This window comes from Ideonella sp. A 288 (assembly GCF_002198735.1).
Lineage (GTDB): Bacteria > Pseudomonadota > Gammaproteobacteria > Burkholderiales > Burkholderiaceae_C > Pseudaquabacterium.
In genome coordinates this window covers 46,982-66,569 of sequence record NZ_MWLO01000123.1, presented here as the reverse complement: position 1 = coordinate 66,569, position 19,588 = coordinate 46,982, and the positions used below count along the sequence as shown (strand labels likewise).

Here is a 19,588-nt window from a genome sequence, read left to right as displayed (position 1 = left end):
CGGCGGGCTACTCCAGCAGCCCGGCCATCTCCAAGCCCTGGCGGCCCTCGGGGTGGCGGCAGTCGATGTCCTCGAACTCGTTGATCTTGTCGATCTCGGTGCCCATCGCGATGTTGGTCACCTTCTCCAGGATCACCTCGACGACCACCGGCACGCGGTACCGGTCTGCCAGCGCGCGCGCCTCCACCAGGGCACCTTCCAGCTTCTCGGGGTCGGTGACGCGCAGGCTTCGGCAGCCCAGGCCCTGCACCACCGCCTGGTGGTCCACGCCGTAGCTCTGCAGCGTGGCGTCGTCGACGTTCTGGTTCTCGAAGGCGAGCTGCACGCAGAAGTCCATCTCGAAGCCGCGCTGGCTCTGGCGGATCAGGCCCAGGTAGCTGTTGTTCACCAGCACGTGCACATAGGGCAGGCGGAACTGCGCGCCCACGGCCAGTTCCTCGACCATGAACTGGAAGTCATAGTCGCCCGACAGGGCCACCACGTGCCGCGTCGGGTCGGCGGCCACCACGCCCAGCGCGGCCGGCATGGTCCATCCCAGCGGACCGGCCTGGCCGCAGTTGATCCACTGGCGCGGGCCGTAGACGTTGAGGAACTGCGCGCCGGCGATCTGGCTCAGGCCGATGGTGGTGACGTAGACCGTGTCGCGCGGCAGCACCTTGTTCATCTCCTCGTACACGCGCATCGGCTTGATCGGCGTCTCGGTGTAGTGGGACTTGCGGTGCATCAGCCGCTTGCGCTCGGCACAGCGGCCCGACCAGTCGCTGAAGTCCTTCAGCCTGCGTGCCGCCTGGCGCTCGCGGGCCACCTGCACGAAGAGTTCGAGCGCCGCCTTGGCGTCGCTGACGATGCCCAGGTCCGGATTGAAGACCCGGCCGATCTGCGTCGGCTCGATGTCGACGTGCACGAAGGTGCGGCCCTTGCAGTACACCTCGGGCGAACCGGTGTGGCGGTTGGCCCAGCGGTTGCCGATGCCGAGCACGAAGTCGCTGGCCAGCATCGTGGCGTTGCCGTAGCGGTGGCTGGTCTGCAGGCCCACCATGCCGGCCATCAGCGGGTGGTCGTCGGGGATCGCGCCCCAGCCCATCAGCGTCGGGATCACCGGCACGCCGGTGAGTTCGGCAAACTCCACCAGCAGATCGGACGCATCGGCGTTGATGATGCCGCCGCCGGCCACGATCAGCGGCTTGGCCGCCGCCGTCAGCATGTCCAGCGCTTTCTCGACCTGCTTGCGGGTGGCCGCGGGCTTGTACACCGCCAGTGGCTCGTAGGTGTCGATGTCGAACTCGATCTCGGCCATCTGCACGTCGAACGGCAGGTCGATCAGCACCGGGCCCGGGCGACCGCTGCGCATCAGGTGGAAGGCCTGCTGGAAGGCGCGCGGCACCTGCGCCGGCTCGCGCACCGTCACGCTCCACTTGGTGACGGGCTTGCTGATGGACTCGATGTCCACCGCCTGGAAGTCCTCCTTGTACAGCCGTGCGCGCGGCGCCTGGCCGGTGATGCACAGGATGGGAATGCTGTCGGCGATGGCCGAGTACAGGCCGGTGATCATGTCGGTGCCCGCCGGGCCCGAGGTGCCGATGCACACGCCGATGTTGCCGGCCCTGGCCCGGGTATAGCCCTCGGCCATGTGCGACGCGGCTTCGACGTGGCGGGCCAGGATGTGGCCGATCGATTCACGCTCGCGCATCGCCGCGTACAGCGGGTTGATCGCAGCACCCGGCACGCCGAAGGCCTGCGTGATGCCCTCTTTCTCCATCACCAGCACTGCGGCCATTGCGGCCTTCATCCTTGCCATGTCGACGTCTCCTGCTTGGGTTGGGATCTCACTGGGCCGAATGCTCGCGGCGCGCGCCGACGGACGGAAGACCCCGTGCGTGCATGACGGAAATTCCGGTTCGGAATACGCCGGGGCGCCGCGCCTGTGTCCCAATCGCGGGCATGGACCGCATCCAAGGCGTCAAGCTCTTCATCCGCGTCGTCGACCTCGGCTCCTTCAGCAAGGCCGCCGCTGACCTGGGCATCGGCCAGCCCTCGGCCACCAAGCAGGTGGCCCAGCTCGAAGCGCGGCTGGGCTCGAGGCTGCTGCACCGGTCCACCCACGGCGTGACCCCCACCGAGATCGGGCAGCTGTACTACGAGAAGTGCAAGCTCATCGCCCACCATGTCGAAGAAGCCGAGTCGGTGGCCGCGCTGATGCATTCGCAGGTGCAGGGCGGTCTGCGCATCAGCACCTCGGTGGCCTTCGGTCGGCGGGTGCTGGTGCCGCTGGTGATGCGCTTCATGAAGCTGAACCCGAAGCTGCAGATCGAGCTCACCTTCGAGGACCGCTACGTCGACCTGGTGGCGCAAGGCATCGATGTCGCCATCCGCATGGGGCGGCTGGCCGATTCGACGCTGGGCGCGCGCTTCCTGGGCATCAACCCCTGGGTGCTGGTGGCCTCGCCCGACTACCTGGCGCAGCGCGGCGTTCCGGGACGGCCGGCGGACCTGGCCGATCACGACGCGCTGATCTACAGCACCGTGCAGGGCGATGCGCGCTGGCTGTTCACCGGGGCCGACGGGCGGCTGGAGCCCACCGCCGTGCGCGGCCCGCTGCGGTCGAACAACCTGTCGGCGCTGCTGGCCGCCGCGCGCGGCGGCATGGGCCTGGCCGCCCTGCCCTGGTACGTGGCGCACGACTCCGTCAAGTCCGGCGCCGTGCAGCCGGTGCTGGCCGAGTGGTCGCTGCCGTCGCAGGAAATCCATGCGGTCTACCCCTCGCCGCGCCTGGTGCCGGCCAAGGTGAGCCGGGTCGTCGAATGGCTGCAGGGCCAGCTCGGGCCGACCTGGTGGTCCGATCCCCGGTGACGGGCGGCGATGGCCGACGTTGGCCCCGGCGGCCTGCGCGGGGCGGACCGCCGGGGCAGGACGCCGGCGGCTGATCGGCCCGCCAGGTCACGGCCCTGCCGAGGCCGGCGGCCCTGGGCCTGCGCTGTAGTAGACTGCCCGGCTTTTTCTTCGGGGTTCGAGCATCGGTATGGCGCCAGCGTTGCCGCGCAAAAGTCGCAACGGTTCGAGGTTGGTTCGCCTGTTGGCGGACATGGCCACCGCCGAGGTGGCCGAGTCCACACAGCCCTTCGCCGAACGGCTGGGCCTGTGGCTGGACTGGACCGATGCCATCGCGCTGTCCGCCGTCGTGCAGGGCGAGGCCGCTTCCAGACCGCAGCAGGCGGCCCGCACCACGACGACCGTGTCAGTACGCTCGGTGGCCGACCAACTCGCCCGCGTGCGCCTCGACCTGACCCGGGCACTGACCACGGACGCGAGTCGCTCGACGGGCCGCGCCGGCACCGCGGCATCGCGCACGCCAACCACCGTGGTCGACGACGGCGACGCCAACGACTTTGCACCGCACCGACGGCGCTATCAGGCCCACCAGCGCGCGATGGAAACGAAGATCAAGCCCTTGCGCGCCGAAGCGCGGGCGGCGCTGGCCGGTCAGTCGCCCAGCGGTGGGCAACTCGCGGCATTCGATGCCGTGCTGGAAGAAGCCCTGGCGGCACGCGAGCAGCATCTGCTGTCGACGGTGCCGCGCTGGCTCGAGCAGCACTTCGCGCGCCTGCGCGCGGCGCATGCATCGACTGAGGGCGGCGACGAACGGCCAGCCGGCTCGGGCACCTCGACGCCCCCGGCCGCCTGGCTGGCCGCCTACCGCAGGGACATGCACGAGGTGCTGCTGGCCGAACTCGACGTCCGCCTGCAGCCGGTCGAGGGCCTGTTGGAAGCCCTGTTGGAAGCCACTGGCAACGAGGTCACGGAAGGGCCATGAATCGACAACTCTGTGTGGCCAGCTTCGTCCTGGGGCTGGTGGCCGTGGGCTGGGTGGGGGCCGGCTATGTCGGATCGAGCCCGCTGGCGCTGACGATGACGCTGCTGATCGGCGCGTTCTACCTGATGGGCGCGCTCGAGCTGCGCCGTTTCCAGCAGGCCACCGCGTCGCTGGGCACCGCCCTGGCGGCTATTCCGGCCGACCTGCCGCAGCTTGGCGACTGGCTCGGCCAGGTGCCCGCCGCGCTGCAGAACCCGGTGCGCCTGCGCATCGAGGGTGAACGCGTCGGCCTGCCCGGCCCGTCGATGACACCGTACCTGGTGGGCCTGCTGGTGCTGCTGGGGATGCTGGGCACCTTCCTGGGCATGGTGGTCACGCTGAACGGCGCCGTGCTGGCGCTGGAAAGCACGACCGATCTGCCGACCATCCGTGCCGCACTGGCGGCGCCGGTGAAGGGCCTGGGCCTGGCCTTTGGCACCTCGGTGGCCGGTGTGGCCGCGTCGGCGATGCTGGGCCTGATGTCGGCGCTGTGCCGGCGAGAGCGGCTGCAGGCGGCCCAGCTGCTGGACACCCGCATCGCCACCGGCCTCCGCCGCTTCTCGCTCGCCCATCAGCGGCAGGAAACGCTGGACGCCTTGCGCTTCCAGGCGCAGGTGATGCCCCGGGTGGCCGATCAGCTGCAGGCCATGATGGCGGCGATGGAACGGCAGGGCCAGGCCCTGAACGAGCGACTGCTGGACCAGCAGCAGACCTTCCACCGCGAGGCCAGGACGGTGTACTCCGACCTGGCGGTGTCCGTCGACCGATCGCTCAAGGACAGCCTGACCGAGAGTGCCCGGTCGGCCGGCGCCACGATCCAGCCGGTGGTCGAAGCCACGATGGCGGGCATCGCACGCGAGACCTCGCTGCTGCACGAGCGCATCGCCGGCACGGTGCAGGCGCAGCTGGAGGGCCTGTCGGCCCGGTTCGGCGCCACGGTCGGCACGGTGTCGGAGGTCTGGACGACCGCACTGGCCGCGCACGAGCGCACCAGCGACGGCCTGGCCCAGGGCCTGCGGCAGTCGCTGGAGCAGGTCATGACGAGCTTCGAGCAGCGCTCGGCCACGCTGCTGTCGTCGGTCGAGGCCACGCACTCGGCCTTGCAGGGCGAATGGAAGGTGTCGCTGTCCGACCTGGCAAGGCAGTCGACCGAATGGCACGAGCGCATGGCCGGCACGGTGGAGCGTCAGCTCGATGGCGTGTCGCAGCGCCTGGGCAGCACGGCGACCGACTTGTCGGGTGCCTGGACAGACGCCGTCGCCCGACACCAGCGCGCCAGCGAACAGCTGGTCGCCGACCTGCGGGCGTCGCTGGCGACGACCGCGGAAACCTTCGCGCAGCAGTCGGCGTCGCTGCTGGCCACGGTGGACCAGACCCATGGCGCCTGGCAGTCCGACCTGGCCTCGCAGGACCATCGGCGGCAGGCCGCCCTGGCGCAGTCCCTCGAGGCAATGGCCGCGTCGCTGCAGCAGGCATGGCAGCGTGCGGGCGAGCAGACCCTGGGGCAGCAGGAACACATCTGCCGGACCCTGGAGCAGACCGCGCAGGCCATCCAGGCGCGCGCCGACGCGCAGGCGCGCGACACCATCGCCGAGATGGCTGGGCTCATGCACGCCGCCGCCGAGGCGCCCCGGGCGGCCGCCGAGGTGATCGGCGCCTTGCGGCAGGAACTGTCCGACAGCATGGCGCGGGACAACGGCCTGCTCGAGGAGCGCAGCCGCGTCATGCAGACGCTGAGCACCCTGCTCGACGCCGTCAACCATGCCGCCACCGAACAGCGCGGCGCGATCGATTCGCTGGTGGCCTCGTCCGCGGCGCTGCTGCAGCACGCCGGCACACGCTTCGCCGAGCAGGTCGAGGCCGAAGCCGGCCGGTTGTCGACGGCCGCATCGCAGGTCACCGGCAGCGCCATCGAGGTGTCCAGCCTGGGCGAGTCCTTCGGTCTCGCCGTGCAGATGTTCGGGACCTCCAGCGGTGCGCTGGTGGACAGCCTGCAGCGCATCGAAGGCTCGCTGAACAAGTCGATGGCGCGCAGCGACGAGCAACTCGCGTACTACGTGGCCCAGGCCAGGGAGATCATCGACCTGAGCATCCTGTCGCAGAAGCAGATCGTCGAAGAGCTGCAGCGCCTGGCGCACCGCCCGGTGCCCCTGGCCGCCGAGGTGGGCTGATGGAGGACCTCGACGCCGGCATGGAGCAGACGGCGCCGGTGTGGGCCGTCTTCGGCGACCTGATGTCGGGCCTGCTCGGCGCCTTCGTGCTGATGCTGGTGTGCGTGCTCGGCGTGCAGCTGGAACTGGTGACGAACCTCGAAACAGAGGTCAAGCGGCGCCAGTCCGAAGAGCAGCGCCGCCTGGCCCTCGAGAAGGCCCTGGCGGTGCCGCTGGCCTCGGGCCGGGTGACCCTGGACAACGGGCGCATCGGCATCAGCGGCAGCGTGCTGTTCTCGCTGAACTCCGACCAGTTGCAGCCCGAGGGCCGGCATCTGCTGAAGAGCCTGGCCGCGCCATTGACCGGCTATCTCGGTGCCCGCGACGAACTGCTGATGGTCAGCGGCTTCACCGACGACCGACCGGTGCGCGAGACCAACCGGCGCTTCGCCGACAACCTGGAGCTGTCGGCCCAGCGGGCCCTGACGGTGACCCGCGCGCTCGTCGACGAAGGGCTGCCGTCGTCGTCGGTCTTTGCCGCAGCCTTCGGGCCCGAGCAGCCGGTGGCCTCGAACACCGAGGCCGAGGGCCGGTCGCGGAACCGGCGCGTGGAGATGGCCCCGGTGCCGAAGTCACGCAGTGCCTCGGCCACACGCCGTGAGTGAGGCTGCGCCCGCCAGCGCGGGGGCACCAGTGGCAGGCCACCCTGGCGAGTTGGGCGCCCGGGTCGATGCGCTGCGCGCGCGCGGCGCTGACCGGGCCGATCCGGTCCGATTCCGGTTCATCGAGGTGCTGGCTCGAAGGACAACGGCCTGCGATGGCGAGGTCAGACGCGTCCTGGAGACCAAGCTCTCCAAGGCGCTGGCGGAGTGCGTCGAACAGCTCGACCGGGTGGACTGCTCGGCTGGAAGCCTTCCCGAGCACCAGCGCGGCACTGCCATGGGCGCTGCGGGCGGTCCGCGTCGCAGGCTGGCCACTGAAGCGCCTTCCCGGGGCCACCGCGGCCCGTTGGCCGAACTGGTCGACCACATCGCTCGGCACTCGCCGGAGAACGGCATGAAGGGGTCGCCTGGTGCTGGGACGCCGGCTGCCGGCGCGAGGGTCGAGGAGGCGACGCTGCGTTACTTCAGGCGCGTCTGGTCGACGCTCAGCGTCGACCACCAGTTGAGCCAATCGCTGGCCACGGTGCCTCAGAACGCGGGCCCGCTCAACTCACACCGGCTCGTGTCGAGATCGCTCGGCTGCCTGCGAGGCCTGTCGCCGGCCTACCTGCAGCGTTTTGTCTCGCATGTCGACGCCTTGCTGTGGCTGGACCACGCGAGTGGCAGCGTCGCACCGGCGCCCGCCGTCGCCCCGCGCGGCGTCGTCGAGAAGAAGCGCAAACCGACCCGCCGCAAGGGCGCCTGACGGCTGCGGGCGCGTCAGTCGGGGCATCCTCCAGCCGGTTGGCCGCTAGCCGTAGTTCGACACCCACTCGATGCCGAGGGTGCGGGCCGCCTCGATGGCGGAGGCCTCGTCCTGATGGTGCCCGCGCGGCACCTCGATCGTCCGGGGTCGGGTGGGCCAAGTCGCCTTCACCGCCACCAGCACCGGTGCATACAGGCCCCCGTCGACCGCCCTGGCGCTGCAGTGCAGGTCGTATTCCTTGTGTCGAATGATCCGGCTGTCCGCCATTGCCCCATCCTGCGAGAAAAAGGGGCAGTATGACCTGCCGAACGTCGGCCTGCGTCGATGCGCCTGAACCGCTGCCAAGTTCAATACGGCGTTGTGCACGCCGAACGCAGGCAGACAGATCAGACCCTGCGAGCCCAGGCGCCCAAGGTGAAGTGCTCCCAGGCGGCGAGGTCACGCTCGAAGGCCGCGCCAGCCAACATCGAGCGATGCACCAGGCCCAGTTCGACGGCCGCGCCGTATCGGACTCGGGCGGTGTCGAAAGGCAGCGTCAGCAGCCCGATGGCGGCCCGCCGAGCGCCTTCCAACGGCATCGTCCAGCCCCTGGACAGGCCGGCGACCGGGTCTGGCCTGGCGGCGACGATGTGCTTGCGCGCCTGCATCACGGAAGGAACAGGCCTTGCACCAGGCCCGTGGTGTCGGCGCGGCCTCGCACGTCGATCTCGTGCATGCGGCGCTCGAGGTCGTTCAGATCGACCGATTGGTTGAGATAGGCCTCGTCAGCCTCGGCTTCTGTCGCAAGGTGCGGGAGGAGAGCTTGGATGAGCTCTGTCAGGTTGGACATGGTCAGTCACTTGAGATGGGATAAGGACACCATATTAGGGCAAACCCTTATCTTTCAATGTGGGGAACAGCACGGCCAGCCCCATGCAGTTCGTGCCATGGGCATCGAAACCACGATCTGCAAGCTTTCGAAACCACCAACACGGGGCATCCGGCGAGCGGGCGCCGGATGGATCGCAGGGGCCCGGGCTCCCTCCACGCATTCATAAACCATATTCGTTTCTGAACACCAGGCAAGTTTCTGTTCAAAAGCGTACGATCGCGGGTGTGCACTGGAGCCACCCATGAGCGCCCTTCCCCAACCGGCCGGTCCTTCCGTCGATCTGCAGTCCGCCGCCGCCGCAGAGGCAGCCTTGCGCACCTTCTGGCGCCTTGCGGAGGCCTGGCAGCTCACCGCGGCCGAGCAGCACACCCTGTTGGGGGTCGGGCGCACCACGCTGTACCAGTGGCGGCAAGGCCGATTCAGCCCGCTCGACCGGCATGTGCTGGAGCGCCTGTCCTATCTCTTCGGCATCTATGCCGCGCTGCACGTGCTGTTCCCGGTGCCCGAGCGTGCCGATGCCTGGGTGCGCAAGCCCAACAGCGCACCCTTCCTGGGTGGGCAGTCGGCGCTCGACCGCATGCTTGCGGGGCAGGTGGTCGACCTTTACGTCGTGCGCCAGTACCTCGATGCCCAGCGCGGCGGCAAGGCATGACGGGTCTGGACGCCATCCCGGTCGTCGACCTGTCCTGGACGCCCTGCCACCGGCTGATTGCCAGCCGCTTTCCCACGGTCGGCCTGTACGACGACATCGCCCGCCCCGAAGACCTCGACGTCGTCTTCGCCATCGAGGCGCTCACCAACCCGCGCATTCGCCAGGAACTGGGTGCGCTGTCGCTGGTGCCACCCGCCGAGCGGGTGACCGGCCCCGGGGCCACGCTGGTGATGGCGGCGTTCACCCACCTCAACCCCGAAGGCTCGCGCTTCAGCGACGGCAGCCGTGGCGTGTACTACGCCGCTCGCGCACTGGAGACCGCGATCGCGGAGGTCAGCCACCATCGCGCCATCTTCCTGGCCCGCACCGCTGAACCCGAAATCGACGTCGACCTGCGATGGATCCAGGCCGACCTGCAGGTGGCCGCACACGATCTGCGCGGGCGTGCGGCGGACTTCGCGGAGGTCTACCACCCTGATCGCTATGGCGCCGGCCAAGCGCTGGCGCAGGCGATGCGGGACGCCGGCAGCGCCGCCCTCGCCTACGACAGCGTGCGCCACCGCACTGGCGAATGCGTGGCGGTGTTCGTGCCGCGCGCGCTGGCCAATGCCCGGCCCGCCGGGCACGTGAGCCTGCACTGGGATGGCCATCGCATCACGCATTGGTTCGAGAAGGGCGAGCCGCACGTGCTGGAGGCCACTGGAGCGCAAGGCGAGGCCGCAAGCGACACGGCCGCCCCGACGACGCGATCACCGCGTCGCACTGCTCCAGCCAGGGCGCGCAAGCCCATCCCGGGCGGCTGAGCCACCGGCGCGGCGCAACGGCGCGCCAGGTGGCGGTCAGCCGACGGCTGGCGCGGCGCGGGCCGCGTTCTCCGCGATGGCGGCGGCCAGCCGCGGCATCAGCGGCAAGGGCAGGTCATGCCCCATTCCCGGGATGATGTCCGCCACGGCCTTCGGAATCCTGGCCACCAGGTCGTGCGCCGAGGCCACCGGGATCAGCGGATCGGCCTGGCCATGCACCACCCGCGTGGGCGCCGTGATCAGTCGCAGCAGGGGGCTGCGGTCCCCATCGGCCACCACGGCCAGCAACTGCCGGGCGGTGCCCTTTGGACGCCAGGCCCGACGCACCATGGCCTCGAGCCGTGCGCGCTGCCGCGACGGATCGGGCGGGTAGCCGGGGCTGCCGATCACCTTCAACAAACGCTCGAGGTGGGTGACGATCGAGGCCACGTCCTGTCCCTTCGGGCGGCTGATCAGCGCCCGTCGCACGGCCGCACTGGGCTGCGGCAGCCCGCGGTGGCCCGAGGTCGACATCACCAGGGTCAGGCTCTTCACCCGCTGCGGATGCCTTGCCGCCAGGTGCTGGGCGATCATGCCGCCCATCGACGCACCGCACACGTGCGCGCGGGCAATGCCCAGGGCGTCGAGCACGCCCAGCGCATCGTCGGCCATGGCCTGCAGCGGGTAAGGCGAGCGCACCTTCAGGCGCAGCGCGTAGCGGAAGCCGGCCATGGCCACGCTGGGCACGCCGAGGTGATCGAGGCCGTCGCTCAGGCCGATGTCGCGGTTGTCCATGCGGATGACGCGAAACCCGCGTGCGACCAGTTCGTCGACCAGTTCCTGGGGCCAGCCCAGCAGCTGCATGCCCAGGCCCATGATCAGCAGCAGCGGCTCGCCGTCGCGCGGACCCTGGTCGTCCACCTCGATGCCGAGGCCGTTGGCGTGCAGTTTCATGGTCGTCCGAACCCGCCGACGGCGGGCATGGCGACCATGTTATCGGGTGCGCCTGCGCTGGATTGGAGCGGTCACCTTCGAACGGCCGGTGGCGCGCGCCACGGCACCGACGGCCTGGCCGACCGCCGTGTCCACCGCGGTGCGGGCCGCCCGCTGCACCGCGCCGGCCACGGTGGCCTTGACCTTTCGCTGCGCAGCACCGATGACCCCAGCCGCCAGGGACGCCGCAGTCTCGTCCGGCGGAGCCTCACCGGACAGCAGGCGCAGGTCGTCGAAGGCGATCTCGATGGCCTTGGCCAGGGCCCGCACGTCGGGCATGGCGTGCGCATCGGCGACGAGGCCGAAGTCCATCTGCTGGTCGTAGCTTTCGACCGTGATGTTCAGGGCGATGCCGTGCACCACGATCGAGGTGGGGTAGTTGCAGGCCATCCGGGCGCCGGCCAGGAACAGCGGGACCGGCGGCCCCGGCACGTTGCTGATCACCACGTTGGCCACCTGCGGGATGCGGTCGGCCACCTTGGCCTTGCCGTACAGAGCCGTCACCGCCTCCATCAGCCAGGGCACGCCGATCGACGGAAAGTCGGTCGGCAGGATGCTGCGCAGGTCGCCCACCGTCGACTTCATCGCGGCCGTGGCCGCCTTCACATGGGCCAGTCGCTTGCCCAGGTCGGCGATGTTCGTGCCCAGGCTGACCAGGGTCATCGAGGCCTGGTTGTCGGACGTGGTGTCACCCTTCTCGCGCAGCGAGATCGGCACCGCCGCCACCAGCGACTTGCGCGGCAGCGCCTTGTGCTGCTGCAGGTAGCGGCGCAGCGCGGTGCTGCACACCAGCAGCACGACGTCGTTGATGGTGGCCTGGTGCTGCTTGCCCAGCGCCTTGATCTCGCCCAGCGGCAAACTGACGCCGGCAAAGGCACGGCCCGCGCCGATCGACTGGTTGAACACCGTGCGCGGCGCCAGCGTGAGGTTGCTGACACTGGGCCCGGCCTTCGACTTGCCGGTGGCCTTGGCCAGCAGGCCGCTGCGGCGCAGGGCCGACCCTGCGGCGTCGGACAAGGTGCCGACAGTGGACGGCAACTGCTTGACGATGCCCACGACCTGCGACACCTCGCTGGCCAGCGCCCCGCGCAGCATCTGCGACAGGCTCAGGCTCAGCGTGCGCGGCCGCTTGCTGGGCTTGATGTCGAGGGCACGACCCTCGGGGCTGAGGTCGAGGATCACGCGGGCCAGCGCCACGGCCGCCTGGCCGTCGACCGCCGCATGGTGGAACTGTGAGTACAGCGCGACGCGCTTGCGGCCATCCGCCGTGGGCGCCAGCCCTTCGAGCACATGGAACTTCCACAGCGGCCGGGCGCGGTCCAGCCGCTGCGCGTGCAGTTCGCTGACCGCCGCCTCCAGTTCGGCCATGCCGTCGCCCACCTTGGCCGACGGCGGCAGCTTGTGCTCGACGATGTGGTGGCGGAGGTCTGGCTCGGCATCCACCCAGGCCGGGTTGGCCAGGTTCAGCGGCATCCACCACACCCGACGACGCAGCACCGGCATCAGCGGCATGCGCTCGGCCATGTGCTTTCGCAACTGGGTGATGAACTTGCCCTTGTGGCCCGCCGGCAGTTCGTAGATGTTCAGCGCGCCGACATGCATCGGCATCTCGGGGGTCTCGAGGAACAGGAAGGTGGCGTCGAGTCCGGAAAGCTGCTTCATGCCTGCATGCTATGCGTTGCCGCGGCAGAGTCGCAGCGGGCTGTCCCTACCCCGCGGCCAGCGCGCGCTGCCGTTCTCGCAGCGCGACACCTTCGTTGGCCAGCAAGGCACCGATCACCAGGGCACCGCCGATCAGCACGGTCGGACCGGGCGCCTCGCCGGCGCCCACCCAGGCCAGCAGCACGCCGAAGATCACCTCCAGCATGCCGAGCAGCGACACCTCCGGCGCCGGCAGCACCTTGGCCACCTGGATCACCAGCAGGCAGGGAATCGCCAACTGCACCACCCCCAGCAGCGCGAGCAGGCCCAGGTCGTGGCCTGACGCCGAGAACGGCACGGCCAGCGGCAGCGTCACTGCGGCCGAGCCCAGGGCACCCAGCAGCACGGCGGGGAGCATGTCGGGCGCGTCGATCGACGGGTCGCGGGCGTGTCGCTGGTGCAGGTACTGCAGCAGCGTCCAGTTGGCCGCACCGGCGATCGGCACGCCCAGCGCCACCAGCGTGCCGGTGAGCGAGCCACCGCCGGCCAGCGCCTGCTGCCCGAACATCCACGCGATGCCGCAGCCGGCCACGCCGATGGCCAGCCAGGTGCGCGCCGGCAGGAGGTGGCGCAGGAAGAGCCGCGCAAACAGGGCCGTCACCAGCGGCGCGATCGACATCGTGATCAGCACCGTGGCCACGGTGGTCAGCGTGATGGCCACCATGAAGTTGGTGTACATCACCGCCCAGCACAACCCGGAAGCCCAGAGTGGCCAGCCACCGCGCACCAGCCCTCGCCAGAAGGTGGGGCCGCGCATCAAGGCGAGCGCCACGCAGAGCGCGAGTGCGTTGAACAGGCTGCGCCAGAAGGTGACCTCGAAACTGCGCGCCGCCTCGAGGTGGCGTGTGACGACACCGGCGATGCTCCACATCGCCGTGATCGCCACCATCAGCAGCACGGCCTGCGAGTGCGACAGACGCATGGGACGCCGCGGTGTCAGGACCCTTCGCGCGAGGCGCGCTTGCGATCGTGCTCCTTCAGGAAGCGCTTGCGGATGCGGATGCTCTTGGGCGTGATCTCGACCAGTTCGTCGTCGGCGATGAACTCCACCGCGTACTCGAGCGACAGCTCGATGGGCGGCGTGATCTTGATGGCGTCTTCCTTGCCGCTGACGCGGAAGTTGGTCAGCTGCTTCTGGCGCACGGCGTTGACCACCAGGTCGTTGTCGCGGTTGTGGATGCCGACGATCATGCCCTCGTACACCGGGTCGCCGGGCTTGACGAACATGCGGCCGCGGTCGTCCAGCTTGCCCAGCGCATAGGTGACGATCTCGCCGTCGTCCATGCTGATCATCACGCCGTTCTTGCGGCCTTCGATCTCGCCCCGATAGGCCTCGTAGCCATCGAAGATGTTGCTGATCAGGCCGGTGCCGCGCGTCAGGTTCAGGAACTCGTTCGAGAAGCCGATCAGCCCGCGGGCCGGGATGCGGTATTCCAGTCGCACGCGGCCGCGGCCGTCGGTTTCCATGTTGGTCAGCTCGGCCTTGCGCTCTCCCAGCGCCTGCATCACCGCGCCCTGGTGCTGGTCTTCGACGTCGGCGGTCACCAGTTCGATCGGCTCGTGGCGTTCGCCGTCCACGTCGTGGAACACCACGCGCGGCTTGCTCACGGCCAGTTCGTAGCCCTCGCGGCGCATGTTCTCGAGCAGGATGGTGAGGTGCAGTTCGCCGCGGCCTGAGACTTCGAAGATGCCGTCTTCGTCGGTGTCCTTCACACGCAGCGCCACGTTGCTCTGCAGTTCGCGGTCGAGCCGGTCGCGCAGCTGGCGGCTGGTGACGAACTTGCCTTCGCGGCCGGCCAGCGGGGAGTTGTTGACGCAGAAGTTCATCGTCAGCGTTGGCTCATCGATGATCAGCATCGGCAGCGGCACCGGGTTCTCGAGGTCGGTCAGCGTCACGCCGATGCCGATGCCCTCGATGCCGTTGATCAGCACGATGTCGCCCGGGCCGGCTTCGGTGGCCTGGCGGCGCTCGAGGCCCTCGAACTTCAGCACCTGGTTGACGCGCGCCTTGAACGGCGTGCTCTCGGGGCCGCTGTACACGGCCACGTCCTGCATCGGCTTGAGCGTGCCTTGGTTGACCCGTCCGATGCCGATGCGGCCGACGTAGGTGGAATAGTCGAGCGAGCAGATCTGCAGTTGCAGCGGCGCATCGACGGCGCCCTCGTGCGCGGGCACGTGCTCGAGCATGGCGTCGAAGAGAGGTGCCAGGTCGGTGCCGATGGCGCCTTGCTCCAAGGTGGCCCAGCCGTTCAGGCCCGAGGCAAAGATCACCGGGAAGTCGAGTTGCGCCTCGGTGGCATGCAGCTTGTCGAACAGGTCGAAGGTGGCGTTGATGACGTAGTCAGGCCGGGCGCCCGGCCGGTCCACCTTGTTCACCACCACGATGGGCTTCAGGCCCAGCGCCAGCGCCTTGCGCGTGACGAAGCGGGTCTGCGGCATCGGGCCCTCGACCGCGTCCACCAGCAGCAGCACGCTGTCGACCATCGACAGCACGCGCTCGACCTCGCCGCCGAAGTCGGCGTGTCCCGGCGTGTCGACGATGTTGATGTGCGTGCCCTTCCACTCCACCGCGCAGTTCTTGGCCAGGATGGTGATGCCGCGCTCGCGCTCGAGGTCGTTGCTGTCCATCACGCGCTCGGCCACCTGCTGGTTCTCGCGGAAGGTGCCGCTCTGGCGCAGCAACTGGTCGACCAGGGTGGTCTTGCCATGGTCGACGTGCGCGATGATGGCGATGTTTCGGATCTGACGGGTCATGGTGGGTCTCGTGAAAAATCAGGCGGCCGCCAGGGCTGGCGCGGGCTCGGGGGTGGGCATGGCGGTCGTGGGAATCAGCAGGGCCTGCACTTCGGGCGGGCTCAGCAGCCGGTCTGCGATCAGTTCGCCGCCGGCGATGTGGGCTGTGCCGAGGAAGGCGCCCGGCTCGGGGCCGTAGACGCGCACGGCGGCGCGGTCGGCCTCGGCGACGCGACGGCGCAGGCCGGAGAGGAAGCGGCCCGCCTCCCCGGCATCCAGTGCCAGCGCAGGCCACTCCGACAGCAGGCAGTCGGGCGGCAGCAGCAGGGCCTCGCGGCGCGGCTCGTCCATCGCCTCGAGCTCGGCCAGCGTCACGGCCCGGGCCACGTCGAGCGGGCCGCTGGCCGTGCGCCGCAGCGCGGCCAGGTGCGCACCGCAACCCAGCGCCTCGCCGATGTCCTCGGCGAGCGTGCGGATGTAGGTGCCCTTGCTGCAGCGCACGTCGATCACCAGCATGTCGCCCTGCCAGTCGACCACGTCGATGGCGTGGATCGTCACCCGACGCGTCGGGCGCTCGACGGTGACGCCGGCGCGCGCGTACTCGTAGAGGGCCTTGCCGTCCTTCTTCAGCGCGGAGTGCATCGGCGGCAACTGGTCGATCGGCCCGGCAAATCGAGCGCACACCGCATCGACGGCCGCGCGATCGACCTGCACCGGCCGCTCGTCGACGACCTCGCCTTCGAGATCGCCGGTGCTGGTGCGTCGGCCCAAACCCAGGGTGGCGCGATAGGACTTGTCGGCGTCCAGGCTCACCTGGCTGAACTTGGTGGCCGCGCCGAAGCACAGCGGCAGCAGGCCGGTGGCCAGCGGATCGAGCGTGCCGGTGTGCCCTGCCTTGTCGGCCCGCAGCAGCCACTTGGCCTTCTGCAGCGCATCGTTGCTCGTCCAGCCATGCGGCTTGTCGAGCAGCAGCACACCGTGCACGGTGCGCCGCACGATGCGGGGACGAACTGGGCGGTTCACGGTCTCAGTCCTTGGCCCGCGTTGCGTTGGCCTGGCGGATCAACGCGCTCAACTCGGCCGCGTGCTCGGTGGTGCGGTCGAAGTGGAAATGCAGTGTCGGCACGGTATGTATCTGCAGGCGCTTGAACAAGCCGTTGCGCAGGAAGCCAGCGGCCTCGTTCAGGCCCGCCTCGCACTCGCTGGGCTCACCCATCAGCAGCGAGAAGTACACCTTGGCGTGGGCATAGTCGGCCGTCACATCGACGCTGTTGATCGTGACCATGCCGACACGGGGGTCCTTCAACTCGCGGATCAGTTCGCCCAGATCACGCTGGATCTGGTCGGCGATGCGGAAGCTGCGGTTCGGGATGGCTTTCTTGTGGCGCATGGCATGGGCTCCTTCGGTTGCCACTCAAGCGCAAACCCCGCCCACTTTGCAGAGGGCGGGGTTTGCAGGGTGAGGGCAAATCCGCCTTACAGCGTTCGTGCGACTTCCTTGACTTCGAAGAACTCCAGCTGATCGCCCTCGGCGATGTCGTTGTAGTTCTTCAGCTTGATGCCGCACTCGAAGCCTTCCTTGACTTCGCGCACGTCGTCCTTCAGGCGCTTGAGCGACTCGATCTCGCCGGTATAGATCACCACGTTGTCGCGCAGCAGGCGGAAGCGCGCGTTGCGCGTGACCAGGCCGGCGGTGACCATGCAACCAGCCACCGTGCCGATCTTGCTGGCCACGAACACCGTGCGGATCTCGGCCCCGCCGATGATCTCTTCGCGCTGCTCGGGCGCCAGCATGCCGGTCATGGCCGCCTTCACTTCGTCGACCGCGTCGTAGATGATGTTGTAGTAGCGGATGTCGACGTCGTTGCCTTCGGCCAGCTTGCGCGCATTGGCATCGGCACGCACGTTGAAGCCGATGATGACGGCCTTGGAGGCGATCGCCAGGTTGATGTCGCTCTCGCTGATGCCGCCGACGGCCGCGTGCACGATCTGCACCTTGACCTCGGGCGTGCTGAGCTTGACCAGCGACTGCGACAGCGCTTCCTGCGAACCCTGCACGTCGGCCTTGACGATGAGCGCCAGCGTCTGGGCCTGGCCCTCGCCCATGTTCTCGAACATGTTCTCGAGCTTGGCGGCCTGGCGCTTGTTGAGCGTGACCTCGCGGTACTTGCCCTGGCGGAAGGTGGCGATCTCGCGGGCGCGGCGCTCGTCCGACAGCACCATGAACTCGTCGCCGGCCTGCGGCACCTCGGTGAGGCCCTGGATCTCGACCGGGATCGACGGACCCGCTTCTTGCGTGGCCTTGCCGTCCTCGTCGAGCATGGCGCGAACCCGGCCGAAGCTCGAACCCGCCAGCACCACGTCGCCGCGGCGCAGCGTGCCGCTTTGCACCAGCACCGTGGCCACCGGACCGCGGCCCTTGTCGAGCTTGGCTTCGATGACCAGGCCCTTGGCCAGCGATGTGACCGGCGCAGCCAGTTCCAGCACCTCGGCCTGCAGCAGCACCTGCTCGAGCAGGCCGTCGATGCCCTCGCCCGTCTTGGCCGACACCGGAACGAACGGTGTGTCGCCGCCGAAATCTTCGGGAACGACGCTTTCAGCCACCAGTTCGCCCTTCAGGCGTTCCAGATTGGCACCGGGTTTGTCGATCTTGTTCATGGCCACCACGATCGGCACCCCGGCGGCCTTCGCGTGGGCGATGGCTTCCTTGGTCTGGGGCATCACGCCGTCGTCGGCGGCGACCACCAGGATGACGATGTCGGTGGCGGTGGCGCCACGGGCACGCATCGCGGTGAAAGCTGCGTGGCCCGGGGTGTCGAGGAAGGTGATCATGCCGCGCGGCGTTTCGACGTGGTAGGCGCCGATGTGCTGCGTGATGCCGCCCGCCTCGCCCGCCGCCACACGGGTGCGGCGGATGTAGTCGAGCAGCGAGGTCTTGCCGTGGTCGACGTGGCCCATGATGGTGACCACCGGCGCACGCGGCAGCTTCTCGCCTTCGGTGGCGACGTGTTCTTCTTCGAGGAACGCGTCCGGATCGTCCAGCTTGGCGGCGAAGGCCTTGTGGCCCATTTCCTCGACCACGATCATCGCGGTCTCCTGGTCGAGTTGCTGGTTGATGGTGACCATCTGCCCCAGCTTCATCAGTTGCTTGATGACCTCGGCGGCCTTGACCGACATCTTGTGGGCCAGGTCGGCCACGCTGATGGTCTCGGGCACATGCACTTCCTGGATGACCTGCTCGGTCGGTGCCTGGAAGTTGCTTTGCCCTGAATCACGTTCGCCCTTGCGGCCCCCACGAGGCGCACGCCAGCCAGGACGACCGGCACCACCGGAATCGGTCCGACCCTTGCCCGCTGCGGCGCGCTTCTTCGCCGCGTCGTCGGCCCAGCTCGAAGACAACTTCTCGGACTTGACCGACTTCTTGTCGCCCGGCTTGGCGCTGCCCGGTGCCGCAGTGGCGCCCGGGGCGGTCTTCGGCTTGTGGATCGTGCCAGAGATGGCCGGTGTGGCCGCCGCAGCCGGCTTGACCTCTTCCGGCTTCTTGGGGGCGGTGCGCACCGTGTTCTTGGTGTTCATCATCGCCCGGATGGCCGCCGCTTCGCTCTCGGCGGCCTGACGGCGCTTGGCCACGGCCGCCAGTTGCGCCTTCTCGGCCGCTTCGGCCTCGCCGGCCTTGACGATGCGGATGCCGGGTTTCGACTCCACCGGGGCTGGCGCTGGTGCAGGTGCCGGTGCCGGCGCGGCGGCAGGCGTCGGCGCGGCCGCCGTGGCCGGTGCGGCCTCGGCCGGTGCTGCCGGCGCGGCCTTGGTGGATTCGGATGCAGCGGCCTTCTCGATGGCAGCCGACGCGGCTGCCTTGGCCGCGGCCTCGGCGGCTTCGCGTGCCGCCGCTTCGGCGGCCGCCTTGGCGGCGGCTTCGGCCGCGGCTGCGGCCTCGCGGGCCAGGCGTTCATTTTCTTCGCGCTGCCGCTGCCGCTCGGCCAGCTCTTCTTCCTGGCGGCGCAGCAGTTCGGCGTGGGCGCGGGCTTCTTCCTCGCGCTGGACGAGCGCGGCCTCTTCGGCCGCGGCGGCCACGTCCGGATCGGTGCCGGGCGGCAGGTCGTCACGCTTCACGAACACGCGCTTCTTGCGCACCTCGACCTGGATGGTTCGGGCCTTGCCGGACGCATCGGCCTGCTTGATCTCGCTGGTGGACTTTCGTGTCAGCGTGATTTTCTTGCGCTCGGCACCACCGGTGCCATGCGCGCTGCGCAGGTAGTCGAGCAAGCGTTCCTTGTCGGAATCGGTCAGTGCGTCGTCGGGCGACTTCTTCGCGACACCGGCAGACTGCAGCTGCTCGAGCAGCGTCCCGGCAGGACGGTTGAGCTCGGCTGCGAACTGGGCGACGGTCGTCACGGCCATGGGTGAATTTCCTTGCGTGAACTGCGGTGCGTGGGCGGGGCGTGGTCA

At 69.3% G+C, this 19,588-nt stretch carries 18 protein-coding genes; 7 read left to right on the top strand and 11 right to left on the bottom strand.

What is annotated here, in order from left to right:
• Positions 1 to 7 precede the first annotated feature (7 nt).
• Positions 8 to 1,798, bottom strand: coding sequence for a glyoxylate carboligase (gene gcl / locus EOINJALH_RS14230; protein WP_088281085.1), 1,791 nt, complete (start codon positions 1,796 to 1,798; stop codon positions 8 to 10).
• Positions 1,799 to 1,941: 143 nt separating this feature from the next.
• On the opposite strand from gcl, the gene EOINJALH_RS14225 reads away from it, so the two are divergent.
• The 5 genes from EOINJALH_RS14225 (at position 1,942) to EOINJALH_RS14205 (ending at position 7,407) form a co-directional block, all read left to right on the top strand.
• Complete coding sequence (locus tag EOINJALH_RS14225; RefSeq protein ID WP_088281083.1) at positions 1,942 to 2,850, top strand: LysR family transcriptional regulator; 909 nt, start codon at positions 1,942 to 1,944, stop codon at positions 2,848 to 2,850.
• 169 nt (positions 2,851 to 3,019) lie between these two features.
• Positions 3,020 to 3,811 (top strand): DUF3348 domain-containing protein, encoded by a 792-nt coding sequence (locus EOINJALH_RS14220; RefSeq protein WP_088281081.1) that lies wholly within the window; start codon positions 3,020 to 3,022, stop codon positions 3,809 to 3,811.
• Positions 3,808 to 6,021, top strand: coding sequence for a DUF802 domain-containing protein (locus EOINJALH_RS14215; protein ID WP_088281079.1), 2,214 nt, complete (start codon positions 3,808 to 3,810; stop codon positions 6,019 to 6,021). The genes EOINJALH_RS14220 and EOINJALH_RS14215 overlap by 4 nt, the downstream gene beginning before the upstream one ends.
• Positions 6,018 to 6,665 (top strand): OmpA family protein, encoded by a 648-nt coding sequence (locus tag EOINJALH_RS14210; protein ID WP_199873384.1) that lies wholly within the window; start codon positions 6,018 to 6,020, stop codon positions 6,663 to 6,665. Before EOINJALH_RS14215 ends, EOINJALH_RS14210 begins: the two co-directional genes overlap by 4 nt.
• Before the next feature lie 49 nt (positions 6,666 to 6,714).
• Positions 6,715 to 7,407 (top strand): DUF2894 domain-containing protein, encoded by a 693-nt coding sequence (locus EOINJALH_RS14205; protein ID WP_088281409.1) that lies wholly within the window; start codon positions 6,715 to 6,717, stop codon positions 7,405 to 7,407.
• Positions 7,408 to 7,452: 45 nt separating this feature from the next.
• On the opposite strand, the gene EOINJALH_RS14200 is transcribed toward EOINJALH_RS14205, so the two are convergent.
• From EOINJALH_RS14200 to EOINJALH_RS14190, 3 genes are all read right to left on the bottom strand, one after another.
• Complete coding sequence (locus EOINJALH_RS14200) at positions 7,453 to 7,674, bottom strand: hypothetical protein (RefSeq protein WP_088281075.1); 222 nt, start codon at positions 7,672 to 7,674, stop codon at positions 7,453 to 7,455.
• 119 nt (positions 7,675 to 7,793) lie between these two features.
• Positions 7,794 to 8,054 carry a hypothetical protein gene (locus tag EOINJALH_RS14195; protein WP_144290036.1) on the bottom strand — a complete coding sequence of 87 codons (261 nt, stop codon included), beginning with the start codon at positions 8,052 to 8,054 and terminating at the stop codon, positions 7,794 to 7,796.
• Complete coding sequence (locus EOINJALH_RS14190; protein ID WP_088281071.1) at positions 8,054 to 8,236, bottom strand: DUF3563 family protein; 183 nt, start codon at positions 8,234 to 8,236, stop codon at positions 8,054 to 8,056. The genes EOINJALH_RS14195 and EOINJALH_RS14190 overlap by 1 nt, the downstream gene beginning before the upstream one ends.
• Positions 8,237 to 8,519: 283 nt before the next feature.
• On the opposite strand from EOINJALH_RS14190, the gene EOINJALH_RS14185 reads away from it, so the two are divergent.
• Positions 8,520 to 8,930 carry an MbcA/ParS/Xre antitoxin family protein gene (locus EOINJALH_RS14185; RefSeq protein ID WP_088281069.1) on the top strand — a complete coding sequence of 137 codons (411 nt, stop codon included), beginning with the start codon at positions 8,520 to 8,522 and terminating at the stop codon, positions 8,928 to 8,930.
• The gene (locus EOINJALH_RS14180) at positions 8,927 to 9,733 is read left to right on the top strand and encodes an RES family NAD+ phosphorylase (RefSeq protein WP_088281067.1); all 807 of its coding nucleotides are present in this window, start codon (positions 8,927 to 8,929) and stop codon (positions 9,731 to 9,733) included. Before EOINJALH_RS14185 ends, EOINJALH_RS14180 begins: the two co-directional genes overlap by 4 nt.
• A gap of 36 nt (positions 9,734 to 9,769) precedes the next feature.
• On the opposite strand, the gene EOINJALH_RS14175 is transcribed toward EOINJALH_RS14180, so the two are convergent.
• The 7 genes from EOINJALH_RS14175 to infB form a co-directional block, all read right to left on the bottom strand.
• Positions 9,770 to 10,666 (bottom strand): alpha/beta fold hydrolase, encoded by an 897-nt coding sequence (locus tag EOINJALH_RS14175; protein ID WP_088281065.1) that lies wholly within the window; start codon positions 10,664 to 10,666, stop codon positions 9,770 to 9,772.
• Positions 10,667 to 10,705: 39 nt separating this feature from the next.
• Positions 10,706 to 12,367: a wax ester/triacylglycerol synthase family O-acyltransferase gene (locus EOINJALH_RS14170; protein WP_088281063.1), complete on the bottom strand. Its 1,662-nt coding sequence runs from the start codon at positions 12,365 to 12,367 to the stop codon at positions 10,706 to 10,708.
• Between the two features lie 46 nt (positions 12,368 to 12,413).
• Positions 12,414 to 13,328, bottom strand: a complete 915-nt coding sequence (locus EOINJALH_RS14165; RefSeq protein ID WP_088281061.1) for a DMT family transporter — start codon at positions 13,326 to 13,328, stop codon at positions 12,414 to 12,416.
• Between the two features lie 14 nt (positions 13,329 to 13,342).
• Positions 13,343 to 15,160: a translational GTPase TypA gene (typA, locus tag EOINJALH_RS14160; RefSeq protein WP_088281059.1), complete on the bottom strand. Its 1,818-nt coding sequence runs from the start codon at positions 15,158 to 15,160 to the stop codon at positions 13,343 to 13,345.
• An 18-nt stretch (positions 15,161 to 15,178) separates the two neighbouring features.
• Positions 15,179 to 16,162 (bottom strand): tRNA pseudouridine(55) synthase TruB, encoded by a 984-nt coding sequence (truB, locus tag EOINJALH_RS14155; protein ID WP_088281057.1) that lies wholly within the window; start codon positions 16,160 to 16,162, stop codon positions 15,179 to 15,181.
• Between the two features lie 4 nt (positions 16,163 to 16,166).
• Positions 16,167 to 16,529, bottom strand: coding sequence for a 30S ribosome-binding factor RbfA (gene rbfA / locus EOINJALH_RS14150; RefSeq protein ID WP_088281055.1), 363 nt, complete (start codon positions 16,527 to 16,529; stop codon positions 16,167 to 16,169).
• Between the two features lie 86 nt (positions 16,530 to 16,615).
• Entirely contained in the window at positions 16,616 to 19,540 is a 2,925-nt protein-coding gene (gene infB, locus EOINJALH_RS14145) for a translation initiation factor IF-2 (protein WP_088281053.1), read from the bottom strand.
• Between the last annotated feature and the right edge of the window lie 48 nt (positions 19,541 to 19,588).